At 71.4% G+C, this 15843-nt stretch carries 15 protein-coding genes; 11 read left to right on the top strand and 4 right to left on the bottom strand.

The annotated features are described in order from the left end of the window. The first annotated feature begins 101 nt into the window (after positions 1-101). Positions 102-803, top strand: coding sequence for a DUF4191 domain-containing protein (locus ACFC09_RS12315; protein WP_376526288.1), 702 nt, complete (start codon positions 102-104; stop codon positions 801-803). 156 nt (positions 804-959) lie between these two features. Here the strand turns inward: ACFC09_RS12315 and ACFC09_RS12310 are convergent, their stop codons facing one another. Further along, entirely contained in the window at positions 960-1427 is a 468-nt protein-coding gene (locus ACFC09_RS12310) for an RDD family protein (RefSeq protein ID WP_376526286.1), read from the bottom strand. Positions 1428-1638: 211 nt separating this feature from the next. Between ACFC09_RS12310 and glnA the strand changes: the two genes are divergently transcribed. The 4 genes from glnA to ACFC09_RS12290 all read left to right on the top strand — a co-directional run bounded on the left by glnA (position 1639) and on the right by ACFC09_RS12290 (position 5112). After that, complete coding sequence (gene glnA / locus ACFC09_RS12305) at positions 1639-3048, top strand: type I glutamate--ammonia ligase (RefSeq protein WP_376526284.1); 1410 nt, start codon at positions 1639-1641, stop codon at positions 3046-3048. Between the two features lie 118 nt (positions 3049-3166). Beyond that, a complete protein-coding gene (locus ACFC09_RS12300) occupies positions 3167-3424 on the top strand; it encodes a hypothetical protein (protein WP_376526282.1) in 258 nt (85 codons plus the stop codon). A gap of 135 nt (positions 3425-3559) precedes the next feature. Continuing rightward, positions 3560-4477, top strand: a complete 918-nt coding sequence (htpX, locus tag ACFC09_RS12295) for a zinc metalloprotease HtpX (protein WP_376526279.1) — start codon at positions 3560-3562, stop codon at positions 4475-4477. A 2-nt stretch (positions 4478-4479) separates the two neighbouring features. Further along, positions 4480-5112: a hypothetical protein gene (locus ACFC09_RS12290; protein WP_376526276.1), complete on the top strand. Its 633-nt coding sequence runs from the start codon at positions 4480-4482 to the stop codon at positions 5110-5112. 171 nt (positions 5113-5283) lie between these two features. Here the strand turns inward: ACFC09_RS12290 and ACFC09_RS12285 are convergent, their stop codons facing one another. From ACFC09_RS12285 to ACFC09_RS12275, 3 genes are all read right to left on the bottom strand, one after another. Beyond that, on the bottom strand, positions 5284-6624 hold the full coding sequence (locus ACFC09_RS12285) for a DUF2252 domain-containing protein (RefSeq protein ID WP_376526274.1): 1341 nt from the start codon (positions 6622-6624) through the stop codon (positions 5284-5286). A 176-nt stretch (positions 6625-6800) separates the two neighbouring features. Beyond that, positions 6801-7115 carry a hypothetical protein gene (locus ACFC09_RS12280; protein ID WP_376526271.1) on the bottom strand — a complete coding sequence of 105 codons (315 nt, stop codon included), beginning with the start codon at positions 7113-7115 and terminating at the stop codon, positions 6801-6803. A gap of 264 nt (positions 7116-7379) precedes the next feature. After that, on the bottom strand, positions 7380-9197 hold the full coding sequence (locus ACFC09_RS12275) for a right-handed parallel beta-helix repeat-containing protein (RefSeq protein ID WP_376526269.1): 1818 nt from the start codon (positions 9195-9197) through the stop codon (positions 7380-7382). A gap of 472 nt (positions 9198-9669) precedes the next feature. On the opposite strand from ACFC09_RS12275, the gene glnII reads away from it, so the two are divergent. The 6 genes from glnII to ACFC09_RS12245 all read left to right on the top strand — a co-directional run bounded on the left by glnII (position 9670) and on the right by ACFC09_RS12245 (position 15786). Next, positions 9670-10707, top strand: a complete 1038-nt coding sequence (gene glnII, locus ACFC09_RS12270; RefSeq protein ID WP_376526266.1) for a glutamine synthetase — start codon at positions 9670-9672, stop codon at positions 10705-10707. A 554-nt stretch (positions 10708-11261) separates the two neighbouring features. Further along, positions 11262-11888 carry a winged helix-turn-helix domain-containing protein gene (locus ACFC09_RS12265; protein ID WP_376526263.1) on the top strand — a complete coding sequence of 209 codons (627 nt, stop codon included), beginning with the start codon at positions 11262-11264 and terminating at the stop codon, positions 11886-11888. Positions 11889-11963: 75 nt separating this feature from the next. Continuing rightward, the gene (locus tag ACFC09_RS12260) at positions 11964-13019 is read left to right on the top strand and encodes an NAD-dependent epimerase/dehydratase family protein (RefSeq protein ID WP_376526260.1); all 1056 of its coding nucleotides are present in this window, start codon (positions 11964-11966) and stop codon (positions 13017-13019) included. Positions 13020-13071: 52 nt separating this feature from the next. Continuing rightward, on the top strand, positions 13072-14361 hold the full coding sequence (locus tag ACFC09_RS12255) for a sensor histidine kinase (RefSeq protein WP_376526258.1): 1290 nt from the start codon (positions 13072-13074) through the stop codon (positions 14359-14361). Continuing rightward, complete coding sequence (locus ACFC09_RS12250) at positions 14346-14993, top strand: LuxR C-terminal-related transcriptional regulator (RefSeq protein WP_376526255.1); 648 nt, start codon at positions 14346-14348, stop codon at positions 14991-14993. Before ACFC09_RS12255 ends, ACFC09_RS12250 begins: the two co-directional genes overlap by 16 nt. 265 nt (positions 14994-15258) lie before the next feature. After that, complete coding sequence (locus tag ACFC09_RS12245; RefSeq protein WP_376526339.1) at positions 15259-15786, top strand: tetratricopeptide repeat protein; 528 nt, start codon at positions 15259-15261, stop codon at positions 15784-15786. Positions 15787-15843: the final 57 nt, after the last annotated feature.

Genomic DNA, 15843 nt, shown 5'->3' with positions numbered 1-15843 from the left:
AGCCGTCAAAGCCACCGAAGCCGCCAGGTCCACCAAGTTCGCCAAAGCCGCCAAAAGCACTGCCGTCGAAGGCGCTTCCGGAGGCACGTAGACTTCGTGGCATGGCGAGGAAGGAATCCGCAGCGGACGCTGCGAACCCCGGGCGACTGAAACAGATCGCCCTGACGTACAAGATGACCCGCAAGGTCGACAAGACGATCGGTCTTGTACTCGCGGCTGTCGGCATCGTCACCTTCGGTGTCCTCCTCGCGATCGGCTTTCTGATCGGCCACCCGGTCTATCTCGGCATCCTGGGCCTGCTGCTCGGCTTCCTCGCGGCGGCGATCGTCTTCGGCCGCCGCGCCGAGCGGGCCGCCTTCGGGCAGATGGAGGGCCAGCCGGGCGCCGCCGCGGCCGTGCTCGACAACATCGGCCGGGGCTGGACGACGACCCCCGCGGTGGCGATGAACCGCAGCCAGGACGTCGTGCACCGGGCCGTCGGCAAGGCCGGCATCGTGCTGGTCGCGGAGGGCAACCCGAACCGGGTCAAGACGTTGCTGGCCGCCGAGAAGAAGAAGATGAACCGCATCGTGGCGGACGTGCCGGTGCACGACGTGATGGTCGGCACCGGCGAGCACCAGATCGCGCTGAAGAAGCTGCGCACGACCATGCTGAAGTTCCCGCGCGTCCTGACCGGCCCGCAGGTGACGGCGACCAACGACCGGCTGCGCGCCATGGGCGACCTGATGAGCAACATGCCGCTGCCGAAGGGCCCGATGCCCAAGGGCATGCGGATGCCGAAGGGCGGACAGAAGCCCCGCTGACCCGTACGGCGAAACCGGTCCCGGCACGGCGACCGGACGACGACTGCGAGCGAGAGCGATGGGGGCGGCCGGATCACTCCGGCCGCCCCCGTCGTCGTACGGGACCGTCGGCCGCGGACCGTCGGTGCCACCGTCGGCCGCGGACCGTCGGATGCGTCAGCTGCGGACTTCCACCGTGCGGGCCAGGCGGTCGTGCAGTCCGCGGCCGTCGCGGTCCCAGATCAGCGCGGGGAGGGCGAGGAACAGCAGGACCGTGCGCAGCAGGACGCGCAGCGGGTTGACCCGGCCGGTGTCCAGGGCGACCACGCGGAGGCCGAAGATCCGCTTGCCCGGCGTGAAACCGATCGTACCGACGGTGAGCAGGATCAGGACGAACAGGATGAGCGGGGCCCAGACCTGGGCCGCCCGGTTGTAGCTGTCCGTGATCAGGCCGTATGCGATCAAGAGGCACAGTCCCCAGTCCACGGCCAGCGCGCCCAGCCGTCGGCCCGGACCGGCGATCGAGCCGGGACCCGTCTGCGGCAGACCGAGCCGTTCACCCCGGTGTCCGAAGTCGGCACCCGCCTCTTCCAGGGCCGCGCGGGGCCCGGAGAGCCACGATCCCATTGCTTGCCTGTTGTCCACCCGTCCACGGTACTGCGCCCGCGATCGACCGGGAGACGGCGGGGTCCGCCGGGGCTACGGTGGAACCTGGGCCGGTTAACTTCAGCGAAACAAATGGGTCACGCCCGAGAAATCACCCGTCCCTAGGGTCGACCCAGCGTGTGCCACCGCACTGGCCGCACGAACGATCTACCACCCCGGCGACAGGACGGTCGGGAGTAGGAGGAGCTGGATGTTCCAGAACGCCGACGAGGCCAAGAAGTTCATCGCGGACGAGGACGTCAAGTTCATCGACGTCCGCTTCTGCGACCTGCCGGGCATGATGCAGCACTTCACGGTGCCCGTCGATGCGTTCGACCCGGACGAGGAGCTGGCTTTCGACGGATCCTCGATCCGTGGTTTCCAGGCCATTCACGAATCCGACATGGCGCTGCGCGCGGACCTGTCGACCTCCCGGGTCGACCCGTTCCGCCGCGACAAGACCCTCAACATCAACTTCTTCATCCACGACCCGATCACGGGCGAGCAGTACTCCCGTGACCCGCGCAACGTGGCGAAGAAGGCGGAGACCTACCTCGCCTCCACCGGGATCGCGGACACCGCGTACTTCGGCCCCGAGGCCGAGTTCTACGTCTTCGACTCGGCCCGCTTCGAGACCCGGGCCAACGGCTCCTTCTACGAGATCGACTCCGAGGCCGGCGCCTGGAACACCGGCGCGCTGGAGGAGAACCGCGGTTACAAGGTCCGTTACAAGGGCGGCTACTTCCCGGTCCCGCCGGTCGACCACTTCGCCGACCTGCGCGCCGAGATCTCCCTGGAGCTGGAGAAGAACGGCCTGAAGGTCGAGCGCCAGCACCACGAGGTGGGCACCGCCGGCCAGGCGGAGATCAACTACAAGTTCAACACGCTGCTCGCCGCCGCCGACGACCTCCAGCTCTTCAAGTACATCGTGAAGAACGTCGCCTGGCGCAACGGCAAGACCGCGACCTTCATGCCGAAGCCGATCTTCGGCGACAACGGCTCGGGCATGCACGTCCACCAGTCGCTGTGGACCGGCGGTGAGCCGCTGTTCTACGACGAGCAGGGTTACGCGGGCCTGTCGGACACCGCCCGCTACTACATCGGCGGCATCCTCAAGCACGCTCCGTCGCTGCTGGCCTTCACCAACCCGACGGTGAACTCGTACCACCGCCTGGTGCCCGGTTTCGAGGCCCCGGTCAACCTGGTCTACTCGCAGCGCAACCGCTCCGCGGCCATGCGCATCCCGATCACGGGTTCCAACCCGAAGGCCAAGCGCGTCGAGTTCCGCGCGCCCGACTCCTCCGGCAACCCGTACCTCGCCTTCTCGGCGCTGCTCCTCGCGGGCCTGGACGGCATCAAGAACAAGATCGAGCCGGCCGAGCCGATCGACAAGGACCTGTACGAGCTGGCCCCCGAGGAGCACGCGGGCGTCCCGCAGGTCCCGACCTCGCTGCCGGACGTCCTCGCCTCGCTCGAAGCCGACCACGAGTTCCTGCTCCAGGGCGACGTCTTCACCCCGGACCTGATCGAGACGTGGATCGACTACAAGCGCACGAACGAGATCGCTCCGCTCCAGCTGCGTCCGCACCCGCACGAGTTCGAGCTGTACTTCGACGTGTGACCTGACGCGCACGCGAGGCTCCGGCGCCCCCGTCCCTGTTTTGCAGGGCGGGGGCGCCGTCGTATGGTGTGCTGCACAGTTGTTCGACAGGAATCATCGGGACGCAGGGGGCGCCGGGATGTCCGAGCGGGATGATCTCGAACGTGAGTTCGACGTCAAGTGGGCCGACGAGGCCGAGCGCAAAGAGCCCTCCGCCCGGGCCAGGATGCTCGCCGCCCGCTGGAAGGAGAACCCGCCCGACCCCGCCCCGTTCCGTGCCGCCCCGGAGCGGAGCGCCCCGCGCCGCTCCTCCTGGGCATCGACGGCGATCGTGCTCGGCTGCGTCGCCGTGGTGATCCTGCTGCTGGGCTGGGCCCAGACCCGGTCTCCCTACTGACGTCGCCCTGCCGGCACCGCCGACGCCGCCGGCACCGAATCTTTGCCCGTCCCAGGGCCGATCCCGACGCCACCTTCACACCCGCCAGGTGCACACTGGACAGCGGGACGAGTGCGTGACTGCGGGGTGATGCAGATGCAGAGCCGCTTTAGGAGCGACCGACGGCTGACCGTGCGAATGGTGACCACACTGTTCCTGCTCGGGCTGCTGTACGTGGCCTTCGTGGCCGTGCTGATCACAGTGTTGAAGTCGTGGCTGCTGGTCGTGGTGATCGCGGCCGGGGTCCTCCTTGCCCAGTACTGGTTCTCCGACCGGGTCGCGCTGTACGCCATGCACGGCCGGATCGTGGAACGCGAGGAGTATCCGGACCTGCACGGCGTGATCGACCGCCTGTGCGCGCAGGCGGACATGCCCAAACCCGTGGTCGCCGTGTCGGACATCGACATGCCGAACGCGTTCGCGACCGGCCGCAACGCCGATCACGCGGTGATCTGCGTGACCACCGGCCTGCTGCGCCGCCTGGAGCCCGCGGAACTGGAGGGCGTACTGGCGCACGAGCTGTCGCACGTGGCGCACCGGGACGTCGCCGTGATCACCGTCGCGTCCTTCCTCGGCGTCCTGGCCGGTCTGATGGTGCGGTTCGCCTTCTACTCGGAGCTGTTCCGCGGACGCCGGGACCAGAACACCCTGGCGGTCTTCGCCGTCATCATGGGCGTCTCCGCGGCCGTGTACGCGATCAGCTTCATGCTGATCAGGGCGCTGTCCCGGTATCGCGAGCTGGCCGCCGACCGCGCCGCCGCCTTCCTGACGGGCCGCCCCTCGGCCCTCGCGTCCGCGCTGACCAAGGTCGACGGGGACATCGCCCGGATCCCGACCAAGGACCTGCGCACGGCGCAGGCGTTCAACGCCTTCTACTTCAGCCCGGCGCTGGGTGCCGAGCCGGGCCTGTCGCGGCTGTTCTCCACCCACCCCAGCCTGGAGAAGCGGCTGGAGCAGCTGAGCCGGATCTCCGCCGAGCTGGGTGAGGCGGCCATGCCGGGCAAGGCGGGCTGAGCATGGGGTTCCTGGACATCCTCCTCGGGCGTACGAAGCCCGTCGCGCCCGACCTCGACCAGTTGTTCGCGCTGCCCTCGGCGGCCGTGACGCTGGAGGCCGCGGCCGGGTTCACCCCGACCGGCGGCGGCGCGGTGTGCTTCGCGTCGGTCGAGGGCGCGGCCTTCGAGCAGACGCAGCGCGAGGTACGGGCCCTGCTGGACGCGGACGCCGAGCGCGAGGGGTCGCCGCTGCACGAGCGGGGCGCGGCGCCCGGGGCCCCGCCGGTGGAGCTGCGGCAGGACGACTACGGCTACTCCTGGCTGGTGTCGCAGCGCACGCCGGGCCAGCTCCCCGAGCTGGTCAACGACCTGCACGCGGTGAACAGCTCGATGGAGGTCAACGGCTTCGGCCCGCAGCTGCTGTGTTCCCTGGCCGGGTTCGAGAACAAGGACGCGGCGGGCGGCCGGCGCCGGCTCGCCCTGGTCTACCTCTACAAACGGGGCACCTTCTACCCGTTCGCGCCGCTGCCCGGCGCCGCCGAGCGGCGCGACAACGCGCTGGAGCTCCAGGTGAAGTCGGCCCTCGCGGACGATCTGCGGATCGAGGAGGACCTGAGCCGCTGGTTCCCGGTGTGGGGCGCCCCCGGGCTGTGACCGGGGACCCGACCGGGGACCCCCGGAATCCCGGAATCCCCGTGAGCCCGGGGTTGCAGGCCCACCCGCAGGCCCACGGCCACAGCCACAGCCACAGCCACAGCCACGATCCACCCGTGATCCACCCGTGAGCCCCGGGTCGCAGGGTCCGGCCCCGGCGACCCGGATCGGTCAGAGCCCGGGGGCCGCCCGTACCACCCCGGCGGCGACGGCGGCGCCGAGGGCCGCGTGGTCGGCGTCGGTCTGGTCGGCGTAGCGGAGCGCGAAGTCGGCGACCGCGTGGTCGAAGGTCTCGGCGGTGCCCAGGTAGGAGGCGATGGCGATGCGGTCGCCCGAGCGGGCGTGGGCGCGGGCCAGCGCGGTGCCGCACAGCCGGCCGTAGCCCAGGAGGCGGTTCGGGTTCATTCCGGCCACCTCGGCGACGCCCTTCACGTCGCGCAGCTGGCGCCAGTAGAAGGCGCGGCCCTGCGGCCCCGTCATCCAGCCGAGGAAGATGTCCCCGGCGGCCTGGAGCAGTCGCTGCCCGGCGACCACCCGGTGTCCGGGGTGGACGTAGGGGCCGCTCGGCAGGTGCTCCTCCAGGATGGCTTTGCGGGCCTCCTTGATCCGCAGCAGCAGCGGATCGTCGGCACCCCGCCCGGCCAGCAGCACGACGAAGCAGCGGATGCCGACACTGCCGACGCCGACGACCTCCCGCGCGGCGTCGGCGAAGCGGTAGCGGTCGAGGAGGAGGCGGCGTTCCTCGGACAGGGTGGAACGGTAGTCGCTGAAGATCTTGCGCAGGGAGGCCGCATCGCCCGGCCCGGCGGGTTCCAGCAGCGGCGGGTCGTGGATGATGCGCCGCTCCCCGTCCACCACCTCCGTGAGCTTGTGGAGGGCCTGGAGACTGGTGCGGCGGCGGGCCCGGGTGAGACTGGGCCCCGGGCGCCTGGAGCAGTGGGCCGCGCGGACCAGGGGCAGCAGGCTGTCGGCGTCGATGCGCTCGTACCAGACGGCCAGTTCACCGAGGCGGGCCAGCCGCCGCATGGAGGTGCGGTAGGCGGCGACGGTCTCGCGCACCGCCCGGTGGGCCCGCGGGTCGGAGTGCCCGTTCTCGCGGGCGGCGACGGCCACGGAGGCGGCGAGCCGTTTGACGTCCCATTCGAAGGGGCCGCGGAAGGTTTCGTCGAAGTTGTTGAGGTCGAACAGCAGGGACCGCTCCGGGGAGGCGTACACGCCGAAGTTGAGCAGGTGGGCGTCGCCGCACAACTGCACGGTGAGCCCGGTGTGCGGCCGCGCGGCCAGATCGGCGGCCATGACGGCGGCGCCGCCGCGCAGGAAGGCGAACGGCGAGGCGGCCATCCGCCCGTACCGGACCGGCAGCAGCTCCGGCAGCCGGTCCCGGCCCTGCCGCTCCAGCAGCGCGACCGGGTCGGGCCGGTCCACGGGCGGCAGCCATCCGGCGTGCGCGGAGCGGGACACCCGTTTGCGGGCGGCCTTGCCGCTGTCTGTGCGGTCCACGGCTGTGGGCATGCGACTCGCCTCCCTGGCTCCCGTCACCTCCTGATCTGATCGAAGTGAAGTCGGCATGCCGGGCCGCCGCATGTCCAGCCCGGCGAACGGGTGACGGGTCTGCCCGGCGGCCGGCGCGCGCACCGTCGGCCGGACGGCGGCGGGCACCCCGTGGGCGGGGGTGCCCGGCACCGGCCTCAGCGGCTGTAGCGCATGAACGCCCGCACCATGTGGCACGTCATGTCCGACGGCGGGTGGACGCCGATCTGTTCCGCCGTGCTGCGGATCGTCTCGTTGGGGGCCTGGCGGGGAACGTGGACGCCCGAGTCGAGCAGGGCTATGGCGAGCCGCATCGCCTTGAGGCGGCGGTTGTGCGTCACGTACCACTCACGCGGGCGGCCGGGCGGCAGTGGGCGTTTCATCACCGGTGCGTACGGCAGTTCGAGTTGGACGGGGCGCTTCGCGGTGGATTGGGTCGGCAACGGTTTCGGCTTCAGTGCGGCAGCGGGCACGGACATCCTCCTGTCGCGTTCTCGAACACTGCCTCCATTCTACTGCCTGCCACTGACATTCGAGGAGCCCGCAGATCCACCAAAGTCGCTGGTGGGAACGGACATTGACAGCATGTCACGGCAGTTCTGGGTGGGGCCGGAGGGGAGCCAGGAAATTCGAACAGACACCGGGTGCCCCGTCGGTGTACGACGGAGAGTCCGCGCCCGGCGAACGCGGGGCACGGACTCGACCGCGGAGACGAACCGGCGCCGGACCGAGTGCTTTCAGCCGGTGACGGTGAAGGTGGCCGACGAGTCGTTCTGGGTGGCGGCCTGACCGGTGCGCAGGTTCTGGATCACGTTGTTCGTGAACGTGCCCGTGCCGGTGACACCCGACGTGATCCAGATGCCCTGGTCGGCCGGGCCGTCGATGGTGTTGCCGGTCAGCGTCACATTGACCCGTGTGCGGTCGATGTAGAGGCCGGCGCGGAGGGCTCCCCGCAGGGTGTTGTCGCTCAGGGTGACGTTGGAGTACGCGGTGGGGAATTTCGAGGTGCTGGTCGGGGAGCTGATCCGCACACCGTGCCGGGTCCCGTTCCAGCCACCGCCGCCGAGCAGTACGTTCCCGCTGACCGTGGCGGACTCCAGCGGCCGGCCCGTGTCACCGAACACGCCGATGTCCAGGGCGCTGTTCGACGACACGCTGTTCACCAGGTTGTTCTTCATTTCGATGTCCTTGCCACCGGCGATCCTCAGGCCGTTGGCCCACCACGGTGCGATCGCGGTGTTGTTGAGCACCTTCGCGCCGCTGATCTGGCCGTTGGTGCTGCTGGCGCCACCGTCGGAGTACACCGCGAAGGAGTCGTCTCCGGTACCCCGGGCGAAGTTGTTCTGGACCGTAATGTTCAGACCCAGTTTGTCCGCGTTGGGCGTGTTGCTGTTGTTGATGTTGAACCCGTCGCCGTAGCTGTCCGCGGTGCGGCTGTCGCGGACGGTGGCGTTGCTGCCCGAGAGCCAGTTGGCGTCGGTGTGCCGGGTCCAGATCCGCTCCACCAGCCAGCCGCCGGCGCCGCTGGCGTTGATGCCGTAGTCCGCGCCGCCCTGACCGCCGACACCTCGGTATACGGCGTTCGCGTCGATCTGGACGTCCCGCAGCGTGGTGCCCGAGCCCACCAGGATCTGCGACCGGTAGGTGGCCGGCAGGGTCGGTTTGCGGTAGATCGTCGTATACCACATGCCGGCGCCCTCCACCGTCGCCCCGGTGAAGTTCAGCGTCGTACCGTTCAGGCTGTTGGTCAGGTACTTGCCCGGCGGTATCCACACCGTCCTGCCCTGCGACTTGGCGGCGTTCACCGTGTTCTGGATGGCGGCCGTGGAGTCGGTGGTGAAGGTCGGGTCCGCGCCGTAGCTGACGACGGAGAGCGAATTGGCCGGCTGGGTCCGCGCCGCTGCGACGTTCTCCAGGTCGACCGAGTCGACGTCGTAGGCGGCGGCCGTGTTGGCGGCGTCCTTCTTCAACGTGATGGTGGCGCCGGCCGGGACGGGATCACCCGTGATCCAGAGCGGGAACTCGTTGTAGAAGTGATAGGGCTTTCCGCCCGCGTTGGGGTCGTCCGGGTTGGTCGTCGCGTTGAGGTAGTTCCACTCCTGCTTGGAACTCAGCGGGACGGCCTGCCGGTACACGCCGTTGACGTACAGGTTCAGTGTCGCGTCGATACCCCCGCCGGTCGCCGAGTCCGGGATCGACGCGCGCACCACGAGGGTGTTGGCCGGCTTTCCCGTGGCGTTCCGGAGCTCCACCGAGTCGCCGGTGCTTTTCAGTTCGACCAGACCGTAGCCGGATGCCTCGCTCTCCAGGGAGGCCGCGGTGGGGGCCGGATCTCCCGGCTTGACGGAGCGGACGCGGGCGCCGCCGCCCAGCGTCCCGGATTCGGCTTCGACCGTGGCGAAGGGCGTGGCGGCGCCCGCCGCGGCGGCCACGGGTGCGGCTTCGGCCGCGACGGCCGCACGGCTCTCGGTACCGGGCAATGCGGGCAGAGTGCCGACGGCGACTGCCGCGACACCGCAGAGCCAGATCGGGGAACGCCGGATACTTCGGCGCATGTGACACCTCTCTTATGACGTGGGGGCGGAGCACAGAGAAGCAAATAAATCCATCGAAGTGATTAAATGGGCCGCGTTGACGGGATCGCCACCGTAAATCGCCGGGGCGTGATGGGGCACCTGACGGGGAGGACGGCGATGGCGTCCGGTTGGCCACCATTGCATCGCCATGAAAATCCATCCGATTGACTTACGTCAATGTGTTCGACAAGTAAATTCTGCTGTGCGCAAAGGGGTTGACGAGAAGGAGTGGGCGACTTGTGCGCCGGGCGGATCGGCCGCCCTACCCTTGCGGACCGCTCACGGAACGTGAGCCGCACCACAGGGCCGCCGGGTAACACGGGGTTCACAGTCGGGCAACGGCCGGGAAATCGCCCGTTGACAGGCTGCCGGGCAAGACACGCGGCGCCCCAGTGCCGTAGCGCCGCGGCACCCGCAAGTGCGCCCAGACCCACCTCGAAGGATGTGGCCCGTGAGCTTCAAGGCTGAGTACATCTGGATCGACGGCACCGCGCCGACGGCCAAGCTGCGTTCCAAGACGAAGATCCTTGGTGACGCCGCGAAGGGCGCCGAGCTGCCGATCTGGGGCTTCGACGGGTCCTCCACCAACCAGGCCGAGGGGCACGCCTCGGACTGCGTGCTCAAGCCGGTCCTCAGCTGTCCCGACCCGATCCGCGGCGGCGACGACATCCTGGTGCTGTGCGAGGTCCTGAACACCGACCTCACCCCGCACACCTCCAACACACGGGCCGCGCTGGCCGAGGTGGCGGAGCGGTTCGCCGCGCAGGAGCCGGTGTTCGGCATCGAGCAGGAGTACACCTTCTTCGACGGCTCCCGCCCGCTCGGCTTCCCCGAGGGCGGCTTCCCGGCCCCGCAGGGCGGCTACTACTGCGGCGTCGGCGCCGACGAGATCTTCGGCCGCGAGATCGTCGAGGCCCACCTCGACAACTGCCTGAAGGCCGGACTCGGCCTCTCCGGCATCAACGCCGAGGTCATGCCCGGCCAGTGGGAGTTCCAGGTCGGTCCGCTGTCCCCGCTCCAGGTCGCCGACGAGCTGTGGGTGGCCCGCTGGCTGCTCTACCGCACCGCCGAGGACTTCGGCGTGTCCGCCACCCTCGACCCGAAGCCGGTCAAGGGCGACTGGAACGGCGCGGGCGCGCACACCAACTTCTCCACCAGGGCGATGCGCGAAGGACCCGAGGGCTACGCCGCGATCATCACCGCCTGCGAGTCGCTCGGCGAGGGCTCCAAGCCGCTCGACCACGTCAAGCACTACGGCGCCGGCATCGACGAGCGCCTGACCGGGCTGCACGAGACCGCCCCGTGGGACAAGTACTCCTACGGCGTCTCCGACCGCGGTGCCTCGGTCCGCATCCCGTGGCAGGTCGAGAAGGACGGCAAGGGCTACATCGAGGACCGCCGCCCCAACGCCAACGTCGACCCGTACGTGGTGACCCGTCTCCTGGTCGACACCTGCTGCGCCGCGCTGGAGAAGGCCGGCCAGGTCTGATCCGCGCCAAGGCCGCGCACAGGGGCGCCCACCGCTGGAGACAGCCGGTGGGCGCCCTTTCGCGTGGGCGCCCGCGCACCGCGCTCAGCCGCGGCGCGACGCCGGCCGGTACCGAGCGGCGCCGAACAGCACCGGGCGGAGCAGGGCTGTCCGCCATGTGGGACGGCGGTCGGGACAGCACGTCCGGGATCACGTCCCTGGCCTCGGGCAAAGGCCGGGCAACCGGCATCGGGCTGCGTCAACTTCCCGCCAAGGAAGCGTCCGAGCAGTGAGAGGAGGGTCCTGTTGCGGGCCGGTGTCTGCTTCAATGGGCCCATGGCCAGCTTCCAGGAACACACCGCGACGGGTCGTTACGACCTTGAGCCGTTCTGGCCTTCCCGTCAGCACCACGACTTCGACCGGGTGTGTTGCCGCGCGCGGAACGCGCGGGCCCTCTAAAGCCGTACATCCCGGCCTTCGGCCAGCGCGAAACGACGAACGTCCCCGGCGTGCCCGACCACGAATCGGCCGTCGACCCGCCCGACGAACCTCTCGCGCGAAAGAGCTGACCTCTCATGGCGACCACGCGTCCTCTCAACACCGCCACCCTCCCCTCCGCGCCCCAGCCGCCCGGCACCCGGCACCGGCTGCGCGCCGTCGACCGGGACGAGGAATGGGTCCCGCCCCGCCCGGCCCCGGTCGAGGGTCTGAACAACGTCGCGGACCTGCTGCCGCCGGGCACCACCTGGCTGCCGGCGCCGCAGCACACCGTGCCCACCCTGCCCGGACAGCCGCCGATGGTCGGCTACCTGGTACTGGTCCCGGCCGACCGGCAACTGCCCTTCCCGCCGGTCGTGGTGCCCGACGAGGCGGCGACCGCGCCCGCCGCGGACCCCGCGCCCGCGGGCGACCCGCTGGTACGCATCGACACCGCCCAGCGCACCGCCCAGGTGGACGGCCGCGACCTCGACCTCACCTACCTGGAGTTCGAACTGCTCGCCCACCTCGTGGCGCATCCGGGCCGGGTGCACACCCGTGACCAGCTGGTCACCACGGTGTGGGGCTACGGCCACGTCGGCGACGGACGCACCGTGGACGTCCACATCGCCCGGCTGCGCCGCAAGCTGGGCGCCGAGCACCGCCGGACGATCCAGACGGTGCGCCGCGTCGGCTACAAGTACACGCCGCCGACCGGACGCTGACCAGGCCCGGACCGCGCGCTCTGCCGACGGCAGATCCGGTTCCGCCCCGCGACCGCACCGGGCACAGTGACCGGCATGAGACTTCTGGTGCTGGGCGGTACGGAGTTCGTGGGGCGGGCCGTCGTGGAGTCGGCGCTCCGGCGTGGCTGGGAGGTGACCGTCTTCCACCGCGGACGGCACGCGGCGCCGCCCGGCGTGCGGTCGCTGTACGGCGACCGCACCGCCGCCGACGGGCTCGCCGCGCTCGCCGCGGGCGGCCCGTGGGACGCCGTCGTCGACACCTGGTCGGCGGCGCCGCGCGCCGTGCGGGACGCGGCGCGGCTGCTGCGGGGCCGCACCGGCCGCTATGTGTACGTCTCCAGCCGTTCGGTGTACGCGTATCCCCCGGCGGGCGGGCGCGGCGAGGACGCGCCACTGGTCGAGGGCGCGCAGGCCGGTGCCGGGCAGACCGACTACGCGCGGGACAAGCGGGGCGGGGAGCTGGCCGCCGTGGCGGCGTTCGGCGCGGACGACGCGCTGCTGGTGCGGGCCGGGCTGATCCTCGGTCCGTACGAGAACGTCGGCCGGCTGCCCTGGTGGCTGACCCGGATCGCCCGCGGCGGACCGGTCCTGGCACCCGGCCCGCGCGATCTGCCCGTGCAGTACGTCGACGTGCGCGATCTGGCCGAGTGGACGCTCGGGGCGGTGGAGCGAGGGCTCGGCGGCCCGTACAACCTGGTGAGCCCGCCCGGACACACCACGATGGGCGGCCTCCTCGCGGCGTGCGCCGAGGCGACCGGCGCGGAGGCGCGACTGCGTTGGACCGATCCGCGGGCGGTGCTGGACGCCGGCATCGAACCGTGGGTGGAGCTGCCGGTGTGGGTGCCGCCGGACGGCGACCTGTACGAGGCCCTGCACCGCGCGGACGTCTCGCGGGCGCTGGCCACGGGGCTGGTGTGCCGTCCGGTCCGGGAGACCGTCGCCGACACCTGGGCGTGGCTGCGGGAGATCGGCGGCCGGGCACCGCAGCGACCGGACCGTACCTTCAAGGGCCTCGACCCGGAGGTGGAGGCGCGGGTGCTCGCCGCCGCCTCCGGGGTGGCCGGGGAGGTGCCGGAGGTGGCCGGGGGTGTAGCTGACACCACCCCCTGACCGGGGGTTCCGCCCCGTGACCGGGGCTGCCGGTTCGGCGAGACTGGCGGGCATGGACACGAGGAGCGGACACCCCAGGACCTCCGGCGGCCGGGCCTTTGCCGTCGTGCTCGCCGGCGCGCGGGGGCTCGCCCTCTCGGTCGTCGCGCTCGCCGGTTCGATCACCCTGTTCGTGCTGTCGGTGCTGTCGATCGTGCTCGTCGTACTGGGCATCGGGATCGTCACGACGCCCTGGGTGCTGACCGGGGTGCGGGCGTTCGCGAACTGGCGGCGGCTGGTGGCCGCGCAGTGGTGCGGAGTGCGGATACCGCCCGGGTACCGACCGCTGCCCGCGGGCGCCAACCCGTGGGCGCGCACCTTCGGCATGCTCGGCGACCCGGCGACCTGGCGGGACCTCGGCTGGCTCATGACGGACATGACGGCCGGGTTCGCCACCGCGCTGCTGCCCGCGGCCCTGCTGTGCTATCCGCTGGAGGGCTTCGCGCTGGCGGCCGGGGTGTGGCGGCCCTACACGGACGGCGGCCAGGTCTTCTACTGGTACGGCTTCGTGCCGGTCTCCGGGCAGGGCAGCGCGCTGCTCGCCGGGCTGCTCGGCCTGGTGCTGGCCGGCGCCGCGTACGCCCTCGTCCCGGCGCTGCTGCGCGTCCACTTCCTGCTCACCCGTTCGGTGCTCGGGGCCGGTCGGGGCGGGCTCGCCGAGCGGGTGCGGGTGCTGACCGAGACCCGGCGGGACGCGGTGGACAGCTCCGCCGCCGAGCTGCGCCGCATCGAACGGGACCTGCACGACGGCGCGCAGGCCCGGCTCGTCGCGATGGGCATGGACCTGGGGACCGTCGAGGCGCTGCTCGACAAGGACCCGGCGCAGGCGCGGAAGCTGCTCGCGCAGGCCCGCCGCAGCTCCGCCGAGGCCCTGGGCGAACTGCGTGACCTGGTCCGGGGCATCCATCCGCCGGTGCTCGCCGAACGCGGGCTCGGGGACGCCGTACGGGCACTGGCGCTGCGGCTGCCGGTGGCCACCGAGGTGAACGTGGAACTGGACGGGCGGGCGGACGCGCCGGTCGAGTCGGCCGCCTACTTCGCGATCAGCGAGGTGCTCACCAACGCGGTCAAGCACTCCGGCGCGGACCGGATCTGGGTCGATCTGCACCATGTGGCGCAGGACGGCGGGGCACTGCGGGTCGCGGTCACCGACAACGGCAGGGGCGGCGCGGCGCTCGGAGCCGGTTCCGGGCTCTCCGGAATCGAACGGCGACTGGGTACATTCGACGGCATCCTGGCCGTCAGCAGCCCCGCGGGCGGTCCCACCATGGTGACCATGGAGATTCCGTGCGTGTTGTCCTAGCCGAAGACCTGTTCCTGCTGCGGGACGGGCTGGTCCGGCTGTTGGCGGCCTACGACTTCGAGATCGCCGCGGCCGTCGAGTCGGGCCCCGAGCTGACCCGGGCGCTCGCCGAGCTGCGGCCGGACGTGGCGGTGGTCGACGTACGGCTGCCGCCGACGCACACCGACGAGGGCCTGCAGTGCGCGCTCGCGGCCCGCCGGGACCGGCCGGGGCTGCCGGTGCTGGTCCTCTCGCAGCACGTGGAGCAGTTGTACGCGCGCGAACTGCTCGCCGACGGCGACGGCGGGGTGGGGTATCTGCTGAAGGACCGGGTGTTCGACGCCGAGCAGTTCGTGGACGCCGTACGCCGGGTGGCGGCGGGCGGTACCGCGATGGACCCGCAGGTGATCCAGCAGTTGCTGTCCCGGCGGGTGGCCGCCGACCGGCCGCTGGGCGGCCTGACGCCCCGCGAGCTGGAAGTGCTGGAGCTGATGGCGCAGGGCCGGTCGAACGCGGCGATCGCCGGGCAGCTCGTCGTCACCGAACGGGCCATCGCGAAGCACACCTCCAACATCTTCGCCAAGCTGGGACTTGAGGTGTCGGACGACGACAACCGGCGCGTCCTGGCCGTCCTCGCCTACCTCGACCACTGACCACCCGAGGCTGTCGACATCGCAACTCCCGCTGCTCAAGGGTGTGTTGGGGACCGAGCGGTCCGAGGTGCCCCCGATGGACCCGTGCGCCTGCCGACCACCCCTGGGACCGGCTCCGTGCGAGAGGGCGCGCCGCCGCCGCTCCTGTCGGGCGCCTCGACGCCGTCCCGTGCGCAAGCCGCTCGAAGGGCACCCGCCGCCCGCTCGAATCCGCTGTCCCGGACGGCTGCCGCCCGCTCGAATCCGCTGTCCCGGGCGGCTGGACCTGTGCGAGGGTGGCCCGGTGGACCAGGACTGGGAAGACCGGGTGACCGCCGCCTGGGCGGCCTTCGACGACTGTCCCGAGGACGCCGCCGCCGACTTCCGGGCGGTGATCGACGCGCTGGTGGCCGAGCTGCCCGCGGGCAGCCCGCTGGGCTCCTTCGAGCGGGCCTGTGCCTGGGACTCGACCGGGCACTCGGACCGGGCGGTGCCGCTGTACCGGGAGGCGCTGGCCCGCGGGCTCGACGAGGCCAGCCGCTACAAGGGCCGCCGGACCCGGATCCAGTTGGCCAGTTCGCTGCGGAACATCGGCCGCGCGGACCAGGGCGCCGAACTGCTGATCCCCGAGCTGGACGCGCCCTCGGACGAGTTGGACGACGCCGTGCGGGCCTGTCTGGCGCTGTGCCTGTCCAGCCTCGGCCGCGACCGCGAGGCCCTGTCGCTGGCGCTCGGCGCCCTGGCCCCGCATCTGCCCCGCTACCAGCGCTCGATGGCCGCGTACGCCCGCGCCCTGACCGGGCCGGAAGGCTGACCGGCCGACCGTCGGCACCGAACCGCCCGAGCCGGGCAGCCGCCCCGCGCGCCCTCC

Source organism: Streptomyces sp. NPDC056161 (assembly GCF_042268025.1).
Classification (GTDB): Bacteria; Actinomycetota; Actinomycetes; order Streptomycetales; family Streptomycetaceae; genus Streptomyces.
Note: the sequence above shows the minus strand (reverse complement) of the source record. Positions and strands in the feature narration are given on the sequence as shown.